Here is a 15,853-nt window from a genome sequence, read left to right as displayed (position 1 = left end):
TTCACGGGGTCTCCTCCAGCGGGTTCAGGCGAGCCTGGTCTCGACGCCGGCCTCACGCAGGGCGTCCAGGGTCTGCGGGCCGCCGGGATGGGTGGCGGGATCCGCCGCGGCGGCGTCGGTGACGAAGGACTGCACGGCGTCGAGCGGGGCGACCTGGCTGAACGCGCGCACACCCAGCTTGGTCGCGTCGGCGACGGCGACCGTACGGGCGGCCTGGCCGAGCCCCACCTGCTTGACGGCCGCGTCCTCGAGCGAGAACTCCGACCAGCCGTGCACGGCGTGCACCCCGCCGATCGACATCACGAACACGTCGAAGGCCAGGGCCTCGAGGGTGCGCAGGGCCAGCGGCCCCACGAGGGACCGCTCACCCGGCCGGGACCGGCCACCGACGACGAGCAGCTCGATGCCGGGCCGGTCGGCCAGCCGCACCGCCGCCTGGAGACTGAGCACGGCCACGGTCAACGGGCCCCGCGCGGCGAGGTGTTCCGCCACGTGCACGGTCGTGGTCCCGGCGTCCAGCAGTACCCGTGACCCCGGCTCGACGAGTGAGGCGACGGCCGCGCCGAGCCGGTCCTTCGTCGCCGCCTGCCACGCCTGCCGGGCCTCGAAGCCGCCGCCCTCCTCGCGCGGCCGCCCGGCGACGGCCCCGCCGTGCACCCGCCGCACCAGCCCCTGCCGCTCCAGCACGTCCAGGTCCCGGCGCACGGTCATCTCCGAGACCCCGAGCCGCTGGGCGAGCTCGGCGACGGAGACCCGCGCCTGGCCCTGCGCGTGCCCCTGCCCTTGGTCCTGGCCGTGCCCCTGAACGAGGCGAAGGGTCAGGTCGAGACGGTCTGCGACATCCATGACGCCATTTCTACCATGCCGATGTTCGAATGAACATCGGCATGTTCGCGCACGTCCGTGGGTCGTGTGCTCCGTGTGCGCTGTGTGGGCCCTACGGGGTCGCCGGGACCTCGGGAGCGTGCGGATAGGCGGCCGACCGGTGCTGGAAGGAGAGGATCTTCGGATTCTGGACGACCCCGTCGCGGATCTCGACGGCCTTCCTGACCGTGGGGTCGGCGTCCCAGGCCGCGGGGCCGCTCATGACCTTGCGCAGATAGGGCAGGAGCGCCTCGCTGATCTCCCAGGTGGCGGAGTTCCACAGGTGGGACGGGCTGTGATCCACCGCGTAGTAGTGACAGCCCGGGCCCACCGCGGGCATGGGCTCGCCGAAGGTGGTCGGACGGGCCCACTCGAACCCCATGCCCTCGTCGCAGGCGACGTCGACGAAGAAGGTGCCCGGCCGGAACAGGGCGAGTTCCTCTTCGGTGACGAACATGAGCGGCGCGTCGGTGTCCTGGAGGACGCAGTTGACGATGATGTCGAACCCGGCCAGGTACTCCGCCAGCGGCATGGAACCGGCCGCGGTGACCGCCTGCAGTCGTGACGGATCGTCCTCCCGCTCCTCGAAGTGGGCCATCACGACGGAGGGCATCGGCGAGGCCACCGCCGCGGCGGCACGCTGGGTGAGCACCGTGACGTCCGTGACCCCCATGGCGCCCAGGCCGGTGACCGCGCCGCGCGCCGTGGCGCCGAAGCTGATGACCACCGCGCGCAGGCGGCGACCGTAGTGGCCGGTCAGCCCGCCGAGCTGGAGGGCGTGCAGCACCGAGCAGTAGCCGGCGAGCTCGTTGTTCTTGTGGAAGACATGGACGCTGAAGGCGCCCGTGGAGGTCCAGTGGTTCATGGCCTCCCAGGCGATCAGGGTCAGCCGGCGGTCGATGCCGATCTGGGTCATCTTCTCGTCCTGCACACAGTGCGGCCATCCCCACAGCACCTGGCCCTCGCGCAGCTCGGCGATGTCTTCGTGCATCGGCTTGGGCAGCAGCGCGATGTCGCACTCGGCGATGAGCTGCTCGCGGGAGCGCAGGCCCGCCACGAGTGGTCGCAGCGCGTCGTCGGCGATGCCGAACCGTTCGCCGTAGCCGTGTTCGAGGAAGATCCGCTCGCGTACGTCCGGGGCGATCCGGTCGAGGTGGCGGGGATGCAGCGGTAGGCGGAACTCGTTCTCCTTGCGGGAGGAGGCGAGTACTCCGAGACTCAAGAGGCTCATGTGGGGCGGCTCATTTCCGACCGGACACGATGTGCACCGGCATTGCCGTTCCCCGAGGGCGACGCCGAAACGGATGACGGCATGCGAGGTGCGCTCGGTACCGCCACCGTACTCCCGGCCCGGCGACGGAGCGCCCGCCGCTCGTTTGAGCCCGAAGGATCCGCAGGTCCAGGGGACATCCGGGCCCCCGCGGGCTTCTAGCATGATCGAATGATTGCCGATGACGCCCAGCGGTCCGGGACAGGCCGGAAAGACATGTCCCGCGCCGACTCCGAGGCCGACTCCGACGCCGACGGCGACGGCGGTGCCGGGGACGACCCGCACCCCGTCACCGACCTGGTGGAGCGGGCGGCCGACCTGGTCGAGCCGATCAAGCCGAAGCTGCGGGGCTGGCTCCACGCCGCGATGGTCCCCGCCTCACTGAGCGCCGGCATCGTCCTGATCTGCCTGGCCGGGACCCCTGCGGCGACCCTGGCCTGCGCCGTGTACGCCGTCACCGCCTGGCTGCTGTTCGGGACGAGCGCCGTCTACCACCTGGGCACCTGGGGGCCACTGGGCGAGGCCGTCCTGCGTCGCCTCGACCACGCCAACATCTTCCTGATCATCGCCGGCACCTGCACGCCGCTGGCGGTGCTCCTCGTGCCCTCGGACCAGCGGGCCCTGCTGCTGTGGATCGTCTGGGCGGGCGCGCTGGCCGGCATCGCCTTCCGGGTCCTGTGGGTCTCGGCTCCCCGCTGGCTGTACACGCCCTGCTACCTGGCCCTGGGCTGGGCACCGGTGAGCTACCTGCCCGACTTCCTGCACGCCGGCGGAGCGGCCGTACTCACCCTGGTGGTGACCGGCGGTCTCCTCTACAGCGCGGGCGCGGTGGTCTACGCCGTCCGCCGCCCCGATCCCTCGCCCCGCTGGTTCGGCTACCACGAGGTGTTCCACAGCCTGACCGTGGCCGCCTTCGCCGCGCACTACACCGCCATTTCCCTCGCCGCCTACTGACCTCCGGCGCATCGCCGTGCGGGCCGCCCGCCCGCCCCGGCACTGCGCCGACCGCGGCACCGGTGTTCCCCGCGGGCCCGTCTCGGACGGCTCGGTGCATAGAATCCGATCCCATGCCGAAGCCTGACGAGCTGATCGTTGACATCGCCGCCCTTGTGGAGTCCGAGCAGAGCAATCAGATGCCCCTGACCGTGGTCACCGGTGGTGCCGTCATCACCGGTCGACTGGCTCCCGAAGCCACCTGGCGGCAGAGGGTGTCGGAGGTGCTGACGGACTCCGCCCACCTGGGCGGGTTCTCCGCCGTCTTCGACACCCCGGCCAAGAAGGACGGGCCGCCCACGCATCTGCACTTCCATGTCGCCCGGATCCTCCAGGGCACGGTGGGGATCCCCGAGACGGGCGGGATGTACCGCGTGGCGATCGAGGACGTCAGCGCCTGGACGATCGGGGACTTCAGCTACTCCGACCACTGACCGCCGACGACCCGCGGCCGGGCCGGTGGACGGCAGGGCACCCACGCCCGCGCACCGGCCCGCAAACGGAAGCGGCGCCCGGGCCGACCGAAGTCGACCCGGGCGCCGCACCACAGGCCGGAAGGGGGTGTCCCCCGCCGCGCCGCCGTAGGCCCTGTGGGACTCGAACCCACAACCAATGGATTAAAAGTCCACTGCTCTGCCAATTGAGCTAAGGGCCCAGGCGATGTTGCCTCCCCGAGCATAGCCGGACGTGGCCGTGTCTCCGATCGGGTATCGGAGACACGGGCGCGCCGGGCGACGCGAAGCGGTCGGGATCGGTCACTGCTCGGGCAGTTCGGCGGGCGCCGCCGCCCGTGACGCCTCGCGGGCGATGGTCCGTTCGTGCTCGGGGTCGAGGAACCAGTGGCGGGCGGAGACCTGCCACCACACCCCCGCGAAGCCCAGCACCACGAGGACGGCCACCGGGGCGTAGTTGAAGGTCTCCCAGGTGACCGGGGAGACCTGGGGCAGCATGAACAGCACGGTGATGACGGCCACCCAGGCCACCGACACCACGCCGATCGCCTTCGACCAACGGCCCAGGTGCCACGGCCCCCGCGCGAAGGCCTCGCCCTTGCGCAGGCGCAACAGGGTCGGGATGACGTACGCGATGTAGAGGCCGATGACGGCGATCGAGGTGACGGCCGCGTACGCGGTCACGTTGATCAGGTACGGCAGGCCCAGCACCAACGCGCCGCCGGCCGCCAGCCAGACCGCGGCGACGGGCGTGCGGGTGCGCGGGCTGACCGTGTGCCAGATGTGCGAATACGGCAGCGCCCCGTCCCTCGAGAAGGCGTAGATCATGCGGCTGTTGGCGGTCACCGACGCCATTCCGCAGAACAGCTGGGCGCCGATCACGACGAGCAGCAGCAGCTTGCCGGCGGTCGCGCCGAGCGCGTCGAGCAGGATCTGGGCGGGCGGCGCGCCGGTCGGGGAGGCGAGCGCCGCGTCGTAGGACTGGATCGCGTACGTGAAGCCGAGCAGCAGCACGAAGCCCGCGATCCACGAGGTCCAGATGGACCGCACGATCCCCTTGGGGCCGGCCGTCGACGCGTCGTGCGTCTCCTCGGTCATGTGGGCGGAGGCGTCGTACCCGGTGAAGGTGTACTGGGCCATCAGCAGGCCGAGCAGGACGACGTACACCCCGCTGCCCCAGCCGGTGTTGTTGACGAACTCGCCGAACACGAAGGACGTCGACCGGTGCTGGTCGGGGACGAAGGCCAGCGCTCCGACGATGACGCCCACCCCCAGCACGTGCCACCACACGCTCACGCTGTTGAGGAGGGCGACGATCCGCACCCCGAAGGTGTTCAGGAGTCCGTGCAGGACCAGGATCCCGGCGAACAGCAGGACCGTCCGGCCGGGTGTCACCTCGAAGTCGAACTGGAGGTTCAGATAGGCGCCGAGGAAGGAGGCGGCGCCGAAGTCGATGCCCGCCGTCACCGCCACCTGGCCCAGCACGTTGAACCAGCCCGTGAACCAGGCCCAGGCCGCCGCCGATCGCGGGGGCGCCAGCCGGTGGGCCCAGAAGTACAGGCCCGCCGACGTCGGGTACGCCGAACAGATCTCGGCCATGGACAGGCCGACGAACAGGGTCATCAGCCCCACGGCGACCCAGCCCCAGGTGATCACCGCCGGGCCGCCCGTGTTCATGCCGAACAGATACAGCGTCAGGCAGCCCGACAGGACCGAGATGATCGTGAAGGAGACCGCGTAGTTGGAGAACGCCGACATGCGGCGGGCGAGGACCTGGGTGTAACCGAGTTCGGCCAGCCGCTCTTCGTCCGAGAGTTTCCCGGGAGCCGGCCGGCCCACTGTGCCGTCATCTGTCATGCCCCCAGCAATTCCCTCGCCAAGGGCGTGACACACGTCACAACTTGGCCAGAAAGAGCCCTTGCGGTTCCGCCGCCCGGCGCCGATCTTGACCCGGGCCGCGAACCTGCCCGTCCCGTGCCGGACAGCCGGTACGCCCCGCCCGCCCCACAGCCCGGCGCAAAAGGGGTCACCGGGGGACGGGAAAACGCCGTGGCCCCCACCGGTGTTCGGTGGGGGCCACGGCGTTCACCTGACTGAGCCGACGTCAGCCGTTGCGCTTCCAGCGCGGCTTGTCGTCGCGACGGCCGGTCGTGCCGGAGCCGGAGCCGGTGCCGCGGTGGTCGTCACGACGGCCGAACGGGCGGTCGTGGCCGCCGGAGCGGAAGCCCGGGCGGTCGTCGCGACGGTCACGGTTGAACGGACGGTCGCTGCCACGGTGGGTGGACGGACGGTCGTCGCGACGGTCGCGGTTGAAGCCGCCCGACTGACGGTCGTCGCGGCGGAACCCGCCGGAGGGGCGCTCGTCACGACGGTCGCGGTTGAAGCCGCCCGCGGGACGCTCGTCCCGGCGGAACCCGCCGGAGGGGCGCTCGTCACGACGGTCGTCGCGACGGTCACGGTTGAAACCGCCCGCGGGACGCTCGTCACGACGCTCGAAGGAGCGGCCGCCACGGTCGTCACGGCCGGCGCCGCCACGGTCGTCACGGCGGTCGCGGTTGAAGCCACCGCGGTCGTCACGACGCTCGAAGGAACGGCCGCCACGGTCGTCGCGGCGGTCGTCGCGGCGGAACCCGCCACGGTCGCCGTCCCGACGGTCACGGTTGAAGCCGCCGCGGTCGTCGCGGTTGAAGCCGCCACGGTCGTTGTCGCGGCGCTCGAAGGAGCGGCCGCCACGGTCGTCGCGGCGCTCGTAGTTGCCCCGCTCGTCACGGCGCTGACGCGGCTGCTCGTACGCGGGCTGCTCGGCGACCGCGGCCTCGGCCGGCGCCGCCGCCGCGGTGTTCTGCTCGACGACCGCCTCGGCGGCCGCGACGACGGCCGCCTCCGGGTCCTCGCCGCGCTCACGCGCCACGCGGGCCACCAGACGGTCGGCCTCCTCGCGCAGCTCGGTCGCACGCCGCTGCGCGCGCTCCAGCTCCTTGGTGAGCTCGGAGACCTCACGCTCGGCCTGCTGCGCCGCGTTGCCCGCGGACTCGGCCTGGACCTCCGTCATCGAACGGGCGCCGGTGATCTCGGCGACCTCCGGCTCGAAGGCGGCGCCGCCCTGGATGATGTGACGCCCGGCGTCGACGCCCGCGTCCTCCATCAGACGGAAGATCTGACGGCGCTGGTGCGGCAGCGAGAGGGAGACGACCGTGCCGGTGCGGCCGGCCCGCGCGGTGCGGCCCGCGCGGTGCAGGTAGTCCTTGTGGTCGCCGGCCGGGTCCACGTTGAGCACCAGGTCGATGCCGTCGACGTGGATACCGCGGGCGGCGACGTCGGTCGCGACGAGCGCGTTGACGTAGCCGTCCTTGAAGTCGGCCAGCGTGCGGGTCCGCGCGCCCTGGGTCATGCCGCCGTGCAGCGCGTCCGCCTTCACACCGGAGTCGCGCAGCTGCTCGGCGATACGGTCGGCGCCGAGCTGGGTGCGGACGAAGATGATGGTGCGGCCCTTGCGGGAGGCGATCGCGGCGGTGACCGGCGCCTTGTCCTTGGGCTTCACGATCAGGATGTGGTGCGACATGGTCGTGACGTTGCCCTGGGCGCTGTCGACCTCGTGCGTGACGGGGTTGCTCAGGTAGCGCTTGACCAGCGTGGAGATCTCGTTCTCCATCGTGGCCGAGAACAGCATGCGCTGGCCGCCGCCGGGGATCTGGTCGAGCAGCTCGGTGACCTCGGGCAGGAAGCCCAGGTCGGACATCTGGTCGGCCTCGTCGAGGACGGCGACCTGGACGTTCTCGAGCGAGCAGGCGCCGCGGTTGATGAGGTCGCGCAGACGGCCCGGGGTGGCGACGAGGACGTCGACGCCGCGCTCCAGGGCGTACATCTGGTTGCTCATCGACGTACCGCCGCAGACGACCTTCATCTTCAGGCCGAGCACGTCGCCGTACGGCTGAAGCGCGTCCGCGACCTGCATCGCGAGCTCACGCGTCGGCGTGAGGATGATGCCGCGGGGCTTCTTCTTGTCGGTGTGGCCGCCGGACAGCGACGCCAGCAGCGGCAGACCGAACGAGAGGGTCTTGCCGGAGCCGGTGCGGCCGCGGCCGAGGATGTCCTTGCCGGCCAGGGCGTCCGGGATGGTCGCGGCCTGGATCGGGAAGGGGCTGGTCACGCCGTTCTGCGCGAGCTTGCGCACAACGCCCTCGGGGAGCCCGAGGTCGGCGAAGGTGAGTTCGGGGGTCTTCGGGGCCTCGGGCGTCTCGACGATGGCCTCTACGGCCTCGGCGATGGCCTCTGCGGCCCCGACGGTCTCCGCGACCTCGATCGCCTCGAGGTTGATCGGCTCGTCGTTGTTCTCGGGCACGACGGAGTGATCAGTACTGGAAATGGACATGCGAATGCGAAACCTTCCGGAGTCTCAAGTCGGCACGCGCCCGTCAACTCCGTGTTCGCATTGCACTACGACCGCCTCTATGCGGTCAGCCACGGCAAGGGAGAGTACGCGCCACACGGCGCGCTCTGCGGTGGCGCCGGGCAAATGGGATCAAACGATCTACCACTATAAGCACCCTGGCCACCGAAGGCAAACTGAACCCCATCACCGCAGCTCAGCGGCCTCCCCGGGCCCGAGAGGAGGGCCTGCGCGCAGGCCCCGCGCGACAGACCTCCCCGAGACGGACAGGCCGCCCGAGCCAGAGCACCCGCCCCCGCACACGACAGCCCCAGACGAACAACCGTCCGAGACGCACGACGGCCCGGGATACACGACGGTGTGAGACGCACGACGGTGTGAGACGCACGACGGTCCGCGACGGAGCATCCGACGGCCTGGGCGGGCGAGCCCGCGGGACGGACGACGGTCCTGGACGGACGACCAACCGCGACGGACCACGGACCGGGACGGAGATCCGGCCTGGGCGGGCCACCCCGCGCCGCCGGATGCGGGACGGACGACAACCAGGGACGGCCGAGGAGCACGGGCCGGACGGACGACCGCCCGTGACAGACGACCCACCGCAACGGACGACCGCCCGTGACGGACGATCGACCGCGGCCGACGGCCGACCGACCGGCCGACCGGCCGACCGGGGTGGAGCATGCGGTCTAGGCGGGCGATCCCGCCTCCGGCGCCGGCTCCCGGTCCGCCAGCTGCGCCGCCGCGCCCCCGTCGCCCTCGTGCGCCGAGGACGAGGGCTCGGCGACCGTCGGCTCCGGGGTGGGCGACGGCGGCTCCGGCGTGGGCGCGGGCGGCTCCGGGTCCGGCGAACGCGTGGGCGCGGGCGGCTGCGCCCCACTGGGCGTCGGCACCCCCGGCTGCTCGCTCGTCCCCGGGCGCACCGCCCCCGCCGAGGCCGGCACGCTCGCCCCGGCCGACGGCGCGGCGGGGGACGACGCCGAGGCGCTCGCTCCGCCTTTGCCGCCCTTGCCGTGTCCGTGCTTGCCGTCACCGCCCGCCGCACCCACCCCGAAGCCGCCGCCGGAGCCCGCCGACACCCCGCCCGGAGCCTCACCGCCCCGCTGCCCCGCCGAGTGCGACGGCTTGGCCCGGCCGCCCTCCTCGTGCCCCACGCTCATGCAGCCGGCGGCCGCGGCGACGGCCATGACCGTCGCGGCCAGACGAACGGGTACGTACAAGGGGCGCACGAGGCCACCTCCGGGGCAGACACAAGGAGTCGACGTGCCCAACTCCCGGCGCACGCAAGAAGACACGCGCCGACGCCCGCCCCTCTGCCGGACGGCTCAGCCGTAGCCGAGGGCGTGCAGCCGCGCGTCGTCGATGCCGAAGTGGTGGGCGATCTCGTGGACCACCGTGACCTCCGTCTCCTCGACGACCTCCTCCCGCGTCCCGCACATCCGCAGTGTCGGCCCCCGGTAGATCGTGATCCGGTCCGGCAGCACACCGGCGTACCACTCCCCGCGGTCCGTCAGCGGCGTCCCCTCGTACAGCCCGAGCAGCTCGGGATCGTCCGCCGCCGGTTCGTCCTCGACGAACACCGCGACGTTGTCCATCAGTCGCGTCAACTCCGGCGGAATCCGGTCCAGCGCCTCGGCGACCAGTTCCTCGAACTCCTCGCGCGTCATCTCCAGCACAGGCCCATTGTCCGGTACGGCGCGGTCGGGGGGAGGTCGTGAACCGTCCGCATACCGATGCCCGGACCGGGGCATAGGGCACCAATGGTCCGAGCCCGCCTCCCCACCGCAGTCCTGAAGCGCCGCAAGCCCGCCAGGAGCGGGAACCCGGTCCCCGAACTCGCCGCCCGCCCCAACCCCTGGATCCGCGCCCTGGGCCTGACCGCCGTCGTCCTCGTCGGCGCCTGGCTCGGCCTGCTGATCGTCGGGGACGTCCGCGTGTCCGTCGGCCCCATGGACACGACGATGACCCTGCGCCCGTCCGTCACGGGCGGCACGAAGATCAACATTTCCCCGCTGGGCGCGCTCAGCCTGGACAGCCACATCGCGCCGGTCCGCCTCGACGTGAACGTGGACCAGCTCGACCCCGAGCGCTCGCAGGCCCTGGTGGACCACCCCGAACGCCTCTCCGGCCTCCAGGACGAGGTCGCCCGTGACATCGAGCACGGCACCCTCGACCTCGCGCTCCGCTCCTGCGTCGCCGTGGTCTCCGGCGCCACCGCGCTCGGCCTCGCCGTCTACCGCCGCCCCCGCCGCGCGCTGGCCGCCGGCGGCCTCGCCCTCACCCTGCTGGCCGCCTCGGGCGCGACCGCGTACGCCACCTGGAACCCCAAGTCGGTGCTGGAGCCGCGGTTCTCGGGCCTGCTGTCCTCCGCGCCCTCGCTCGTCGGCAACGCCCGCAGCATCGTCACCGAGTTCGACGTCTACCAGCAGGAACTCGCCCGCCTGGTCACCAACGTGACCAAGCTCTACGACGTCACCTCGACGCTCCCCTCGTTCCAGCCGGACCCGACCACCGTCCGCGTCCTGCACGTGTCCGACATCCATCTGAACCCCGCGAGCTGGAAGATCATCGCCTCGCTCGTGGAGCAGTACAAGGTCGATGTGATCGTCGACTCCGGCGACACGATGGACCACGGCTCGGCCGCGGAGAACGGCTTCCTGGACCCCATCGCCACGATCGGCGCGCCCTACGTCTGGGTCAGGGGCAACCACGACTCGCTCGTCACCCAGCGCTACCTGGAGGGCATGAAGAACGTGCACGTCCTCGACGACGGCCGCGCGGTCACCCTCGCCGGGCTGCGCTTCGCCGGCATCGGCGACCCCCAGTTCACCCCCGACCGCTCCTCCGCGCCGGGCGCCGAGGAGTCCCAGGAGGAGGCGGGCGCCCGGCTGGCCCGGGCCCTGCGCGCCCAGCGGGACGCCGGCACCCCGGCGGACGTGGCCGTCGCCCACGAGCCCTCCGCCGCCCGGGGCACGGACGGCGAGGTGCCCCTCGTCCTGGCCGGGCACCTCCACCACGAGGACATGGAGGTCATGAGGAAGGGCACGCGGCTGCGCGTCGAGGGCTCGACCGGCGGCAGCGGCCTGCGTGCCGTCGAGGGCAAGTACCCCGACCCCATCGAGGCGTCGATCCTCTACTTCGACCGCGACACCCGCCGCCTGCAGGCCTGGGACGAGATCAAACTCGGCGGCCTGGGTCTGACGACGGCCGAGGTCAGCCGCCACCTCCCGAAGGAGAACCTGCCCGGGGCCGTACCGTCCCCGAGTCCCTCCCCGACCCCCTCGCCGACCCCGTCCCCCAGCCCGCCGCTCAGCCCGTCCGCGAGCGCCTCCGGAACCCCCTCCAGGACGGCCCCGTAAACCGTTTTGGCGATACCCCCCGCCATCCCATATGCTCATGACGTCCCCGACGCGCTGAGAAGCGCCCAGGCGGGCCGATAGCCCTCATCGTCTAGCGGCCTAGGACGCCGCCCTTTCAAGGCGGTAGCACGGGTTCGAATCCCGTTGGGGGCACGCAACACCGTGTGCGACACTGTCGTACACAACAGCTTGGTCCTGTGGAGCAGTTTGGAGTGCTCGCCACCCTGTCAAGGTGGAGGCCGCGGGTTCAAATCCCGTCAGGACCGCTGAGGTTTCACTGAAACCTCGTGGCTGGGTAGCTCAGTTGGTACGAGCGATCGCCTGAAAAGCGATAGGTCGCCGGTTCGACCCCGGCCCCAGCCACAAGAACGAAAACCCCCTCCGGGCGACCGGAGGGGGTTTTCGTCGCTGCGCGTCGGACGGGGCGGGCCCAAAAGCACTCGCCCCTTCTTTCGCCGAGATGAGATCCTGGACCGCGTATGTCTACGCACCCCACTCCCGGCGCCTCCGCTCCGGGCACTCCCGCCCTCGGCGACCTCGCCCCCCGCCTGACCGAGCTGTCCCTGCGCGACGCGCACCGGCTCGGGCGCAGGCTCGAAGGCGCGCGCAAGATCCGCAAGCCGGAGGCCCGGGCCGCCGTCCTCGCCGAGATCGAGGCGGAGGTCGCCCAGGTCGAGGAGCGGATGGTCCTGCGGCGCGGCCGGGTGCCCGCCGTCTCGTACCCCGAGCAGCTTCCGGTCAGCCAGAAGAAGGACGAGATCGCGGCCGCCATCCGTGATCACCAGGTGGTCATCGTCGCCGGTGAGACCGGGTCCGGCAAGACCACCCAGATCCCCAAGATCTGTCTCGAGCTGGGGCGCGGCGTCCGCGGCATGATCGGGCACACGCAGCCCCGCCGGATCGCCGCCCGCACCGTCGCCGAGCGGGTCGCCGAGGAGCTCGCCACGCCCCTCGGCGAGGCCGTCGGCTGGAAGGTCCGGTTCACCGACCAGGTGAACCCGGACGCCACCTTCGTGAAGCTGATGACGGACGGCATCCTCCTCGCGGAGATCCAGACCGACCGCGAGCTGCGCGCGTACGACACGATCATCATCGACGAGGCCCACGAGCGGTCCCTCAACATCGACTTCCTGCTGGGCTATCTCGCCCAGCTGCTCCCCCGCCGCCCGGACCTCAAGGTCGTCATCACCTCCGCGACCATCGACCCGGAGCGTTTCTCCCGGCACTTCGGCGAGGCCCCGATCGTCGAGGTCAGCGGGCGGACGTACCCGGTGGAGGTCCGCTACCGGCCGCTCCTCGAAGAGGACTCCGACGACGCCGACCGCGACCAGATCACCGCGATCTGCGACGCCGTCGAGGAGCTCCAGGCCGAAGGGAAGGGCGACATCCTCGTCTTCCTCTCCGGTGAACGGGAGATCCGGGACACGGCCGACGCGCTGGAGAAGAAGAAGTACCGCTTCACGGAAGTGCTGCCCCTCTACGCCCGGCTCTCGCACGCCGAGCAGCACCGGGTCTTCCAGCAGCACACGGGCCGCAGGATCGTTCTGGCGACGAACGTGGCCGAGACGTCCCTGACCGTCCCGGGCATCAAGTACGTCATCGACCCCGGCTTCGCCCGCATCAGCCGCTACAGCCACCGCACCAAGGTCCAGCGCCTGCCCATCGAGCCGGTCTCGCAGGCCAGCGCCAACCAGCGCAAGGGCCGCTGCGGCCGGACGAGTGACGGCATCTGCATCCGGCTGTACGACGAGGACGACTTCCTCGCCCGCCCGGAGTTCACGGACGCCGAGATCCTCCGTACGAACCTGGCGAGCGTCATCCTCCAGATGACCGCGGCGGGCCTCGGCGACATCGAGAAGTTCCCCTTCATCGACCCGCCGGACCACCGCAACATCCGCGACGGCGTGCAGCTGCTCCAAGAGCTGAACGCGCTTGACCCGGCCGAGAAGGACCCCCGCCGGCGGCTCACCCAGACCGGCCGCAAGCTGGCCCAGCTGCCCGTCGACCCGCGCCTCGCGCGGATGGTGCTGGAGGCCGACAAGAACGGCTGTGTCCGCGAGGTCATGGTGATAGCCGCCGCGCTGTCCATCCAGGACCCGCGCGAGCGCCCGGCCGACAAGCAGACCCAGGCCGACCAGCAGCACGCCCGCTTCAAGGACGAGACCAGCGACTTCCTCGCCTATCTCAACCTGTGGCGGTACGTGCGCGAGCAGCAGAAGGAGCGCGGTTCCTCCTCCTTCCGGCGTATGTGCAAGCAGGAGTACCTGAACTTCCTGCGCATCCGTGAGTGGCAGGACATCTACTCGCAGCTCCGCACGGTCGCCAAGCAGATGGGGATCCATCTGAACGAGGAGGACGCGCCCGAGCAGAGTGTCCATGTCTCGCTCCTCGCCGGCCTGCTGTCGCACATCGGCATGAAGGACGTGAAGGACGGCAACAAGAACGAGTACCTGGGCGCGCGGAGCGCCAAGTTCGCGATCTTCCCGGGTTCGGCCCTCTTCAAGAAGCAGCCGCGCTTCGTGATGTCCGCCGAGCTGGTGGAGACGAGCCGCTTGTGGGCCCGGGTCAACGCGAAGATCGAGCCGGAGTGGGTCGAGCCGCTCGCCGGGCACCTGCTGAAGCGGACGTACAGCGAGCCGCGCTGGGAGAAGGACCAGGCGGCCGTGATGGCCGACGAGAAGGTCACGCTGTACGGCGTCCCGATCATCGCCCAGCGGAAGGTGAACTACGGGCGGATCGACCCGGAGACCTCCCGCGACCTGTTCATCCGCAACGCGCTGGTCGAGGGCGACTGGCGCACGCACCACAAGTTCTTCGCCGACAACCGCCGGCTCCTCAGCGAGGTCGAGGAGCTGGAACACCGCGCCCGGCGCCGGGACATCGTGGTGGACGACGAGACGCTGTTCGACTTCTACGACCAGCGGGTGCCCGAACACGTCGTGTCCGGCGCGCACTTCGACTCGTGGTGGAAGCGCAAACGGCACGAGACGCCCGACTACCTGGACTTCGAGCGGGAGATGCTCATCCGGGAGTCGGCGGAGGCCGTCACCAAGGCCGACTATCCGGACTCCTGGCGGCAGGGTCAGCTGAAGTTCCGGGTGACGTACCAGTTCGAGCCGGGCGCGGACGCGGACGGTGTGACCGTCCACATCCCGCTGCATGTCCTCAACCAGGTCACGGACGAGGGCTTCGACTGGCAGATCCCGGGTCTGCGGGAGGAGGTCGTCACGGAGCTGATCCGTTCCCTCCCCAAGCCGATCCGCCGCCACTACGTACCCGCGCCGAACTTCGCGAAGCGTTTCCTGGACCGGGCGGTGCCCCTTCAGGAGCCGCTCACGACGACCATGGCGCGTGAGCTGAAGCGCATGGTCGACGTCCCGTTCGAGGCCGACGACTTCGACTGGTCGCGGCTCCCCGACCATCTGAGGATCACCTTCCGGATCGTCGACGAGCGGCGCCGCAACCTGGCCGAGGACAAGGACCTCGAGGCCCTGAAGCTCCGGCTGCGGCCGAAGGCGAGGCAGGCCATCTCGCAGGCCGCAGCGGCCACCGCCGAACGGCAGGGCGGCGAGTCCCTGGAGCGTTCGGGCCTGACGGACTGGACGATCGGCTCGCTCGCCCGCGTCTTCGAGACCCGCCGCGCGGGCCAGCCGGTGAAGGCGTATCCGGCGCTCGTCGACGACGGGGACACCGTGTCCGTGCGCCTCTTCGACACGGAGGCGGAGCAGGCGGAGGCGATGTGGAAGGGCACGCGCCGGCTGATCCTGCGCACCATCCCGGTCAATCCGGCAAAGTTCGCATCCGAGAAGCTGACGAACGCCCAGAAGCTCGCGCTGTCCGCGAATCCGCACGGTTCGATCCAGGCGCTGTTCGACGACTGCGCGATGGCGACGGCGGACCGGCTGATCGCCGACTTCGGCGGTCCGGCCTGGGACGAGGAGTCGTACCGGAAGCTCTACGAGAAGGTCCGCGCGGAGATCGTCGACACGACGGTGCGGACGGTCGGCCAGGTCCAGCAGGTCCTGGCCGCCTGGCAGGCCTGTGAGCGCCGCTTGAAGGGCGTACGCAGCCCCGTGCTGCTCGCGAACCTGGCGGACGTGCGCACACAGCTGGACGCCCTCGTGAAGCCCGGCTTCGTGACCTGGGCGGGGCTGCGCCGCCTGCCCGACCTCATGCGCTACCTGGTGGCCGCGGACCGGCGGCTCCAGCAGATGCCGACCGGCGTCCAGCGGGACACCAGCCGCATGGAGAAGGTCCACGAGATGCAGGACGAGTACGCGTGGCTGCTGGAGCAGCTGCCGCAGGGCCGGCCGGTTCCCCAGCAGGTCCTGGACGTCCGCTGGATGATCGAGGAGCTCCGGGTCAGCTATTTCGCCCACGCGCTGGGCACGGCGTACGCGGTCTCCGACAAGCGGATCGTGAAGGCGATCGACGCGCTGGCGCCGTAACGGCTCCCGTACGGAGGGTGAGTTCGACCGGCGGGCTCACCCTCCTGTACAGTCCTTCTCGCAGCACAGCGCAA

General features: G+C 71.1%; 10 protein-coding genes and 4 tRNA genes. 7 read left to right on the top strand and 7 right to left on the bottom strand.

All coding sequences use genetic code 11. The features are described 5' to 3' along the window. Positions 1 to 24: 24 nt before the first annotated feature. On the bottom strand, positions 25 to 846 hold the full coding sequence (locus tag ASD48_RS38270) for a DeoR/GlpR family DNA-binding transcription regulator (protein ID WP_057606456.1): 822 nt from the start codon (positions 844 to 846) through the stop codon (positions 25 to 27). A 91-nt stretch (positions 847 to 937) separates the two neighbouring features. Beyond that, positions 938 to 2,095, bottom strand: coding sequence for a N(5)-(carboxyethyl)ornithine synthase (locus tag ASD48_RS38265; RefSeq protein WP_057606455.1), 1,158 nt, complete (start codon positions 2,093 to 2,095; stop codon positions 938 to 940). A gap of 255 nt (positions 2,096 to 2,350) precedes the next feature. On the opposite strand from ASD48_RS38265, the gene ASD48_RS38260 reads away from it, so the two are divergent. Then, on the top strand, positions 2,351 to 3,088 hold the full coding sequence (locus ASD48_RS38260; RefSeq protein WP_057606454.1) for a hemolysin III family protein: 738 nt from the start codon (positions 2,351 to 2,353) through the stop codon (positions 3,086 to 3,088). A 113-nt stretch (positions 3,089 to 3,201) separates the two neighbouring features. Then, complete coding sequence (locus tag ASD48_RS38255; protein WP_057606453.1) at positions 3,202 to 3,561, top strand: hypothetical protein; 360 nt, start codon at positions 3,202 to 3,204, stop codon at positions 3,559 to 3,561. 148 nt (positions 3,562 to 3,709) lie between these two features. On the opposite strand, the gene ASD48_RS38250 is transcribed toward ASD48_RS38255, so the two are convergent. The 5 genes from ASD48_RS38250 to ASD48_RS38230 all read right to left on the bottom strand — a co-directional run bounded on the left by ASD48_RS38250 (position 3,710) and on the right by ASD48_RS38230 (position 9,648). Further along, positions 3,710 to 3,782: transfer RNA gene (locus tag ASD48_RS38250), tRNA-Lys, on the bottom strand. 100 nt (positions 3,783 to 3,882) lie between these two features. Further along, positions 3,883 to 5,436, bottom strand: a complete 1,554-nt coding sequence (locus tag ASD48_RS38245; RefSeq protein ID WP_057606452.1) for an amino acid permease — start codon at positions 5,434 to 5,436, stop codon at positions 3,883 to 3,885. A 247-nt stretch (positions 5,437 to 5,683) separates the two neighbouring features. After that, positions 5,684 to 7,951 carry a DEAD/DEAH box helicase gene (locus ASD48_RS38240; RefSeq protein WP_057606451.1) on the bottom strand — a complete coding sequence of 756 codons (2,268 nt, stop codon included), beginning with the start codon at positions 7,949 to 7,951 and terminating at the stop codon, positions 5,684 to 5,686. 710 nt (positions 7,952 to 8,661) lie between these two features. Next, on the bottom strand, positions 8,662 to 9,201 hold the full coding sequence (locus ASD48_RS38235) for a hypothetical protein (RefSeq protein WP_057606450.1): 540 nt from the start codon (positions 9,199 to 9,201) through the stop codon (positions 8,662 to 8,664). A 96-nt stretch (positions 9,202 to 9,297) separates the two neighbouring features. Continuing rightward, a complete protein-coding gene (locus ASD48_RS38230) occupies positions 9,298 to 9,648 on the bottom strand; it encodes a metallopeptidase family protein (RefSeq protein ID WP_057606449.1) in 351 nt (116 codons plus the stop codon). 84 nt (positions 9,649 to 9,732) lie between these two features. Here ASD48_RS38230 and ASD48_RS38225 point away from each other — a divergent pair, with 84 nt between their 5' ends. The 5 genes from ASD48_RS38225 to hrpA all read left to right on the top strand — a co-directional run bounded on the left by ASD48_RS38225 (position 9,733) and on the right by hrpA (position 15,779). After that, complete coding sequence (locus ASD48_RS38225) at positions 9,733 to 11,331, top strand: metallophosphoesterase (RefSeq protein WP_107104499.1); 1,599 nt, start codon at positions 9,733 to 9,735, stop codon at positions 11,329 to 11,331. A gap of 80 nt (positions 11,332 to 11,411) precedes the next feature. Then, a tRNA-Glu gene (locus ASD48_RS38220) sits at positions 11,412 to 11,484 on the top strand. A gap of 38 nt (positions 11,485 to 11,522) precedes the next feature. Further along, positions 11,523 to 11,597 (top strand) — tRNA-Asp (locus ASD48_RS38215). Between the two features lie 23 nt (positions 11,598 to 11,620). Next, positions 11,621 to 11,694: transfer RNA gene (locus tag ASD48_RS38210), tRNA-Phe, on the top strand. A 116-nt stretch (positions 11,695 to 11,810) separates the two neighbouring features. Then, positions 11,811 to 15,779: an ATP-dependent RNA helicase HrpA gene (gene hrpA / locus ASD48_RS38205; protein WP_057606447.1), complete on the top strand. Its 3,969-nt coding sequence runs from the start codon at positions 11,811 to 11,813 to the stop codon at positions 15,777 to 15,779. Positions 15,780 to 15,853: the final 74 nt, after the last annotated feature.

This window comes from Streptomyces sp. Root1310, from assembly GCF_001426425.1.
GTDB lineage: Bacteria > Actinomycetota > Actinomycetes > Streptomycetales > Streptomycetaceae > Streptomyces.
This window is presented reverse-complemented; position numbering and strand designations above follow the sequence as displayed.

Excerpts from the sequence above, each read along its gene's own strand:
- ASD48_RS38270 (WP_057606456.1), bottom strand. The coding sequence starts at position 846 with ATGGATGTCGCAGACCGTCTCGACCTGACCCTTCGCCTCGTTCAGGGG.
- ASD48_RS38265 (WP_057606455.1), bottom strand. The coding sequence starts at position 2,095 with ATGAGCCTCTTGAGTCTCGGAGTACTCGCCTCCTCCCGCAAGGAGAAC.
- ASD48_RS38260 (WP_057606454.1), top strand. The coding sequence starts at position 2,351 with ATGTCCCGCGCCGACTCCGAGGCCGACTCCGACGCCGACGGCGACGGC.
- ASD48_RS38255 (WP_057606453.1), top strand. The coding sequence starts at position 3,202 with ATGCCGAAGCCTGACGAGCTGATCGTTGACATCGCCGCCCTTGTGGAG.
- ASD48_RS38245 (WP_057606452.1), bottom strand. The coding sequence starts at position 5,436 with ATGACAGATGACGGCACAGTGGGCCGGCCGGCTCCCGGGAAACTCTCG.
- ASD48_RS38240 (WP_057606451.1), bottom strand. The coding sequence starts at position 7,951 with ATGTCCATTTCCAGTACTGATCACTCCGTCGTGCCCGAGAACAACGAC.
- ASD48_RS38225 (WP_107104499.1), top strand. The coding sequence starts at position 9,733 with ATGGTCCGAGCCCGCCTCCCCACCGCAGTCCTGAAGCGCCGCAAGCCC.
- hrpA (WP_057606447.1), top strand. The coding sequence starts at position 11,811 with ATGTCTACGCACCCCACTCCCGGCGCCTCCGCTCCGGGCACTCCCGCC.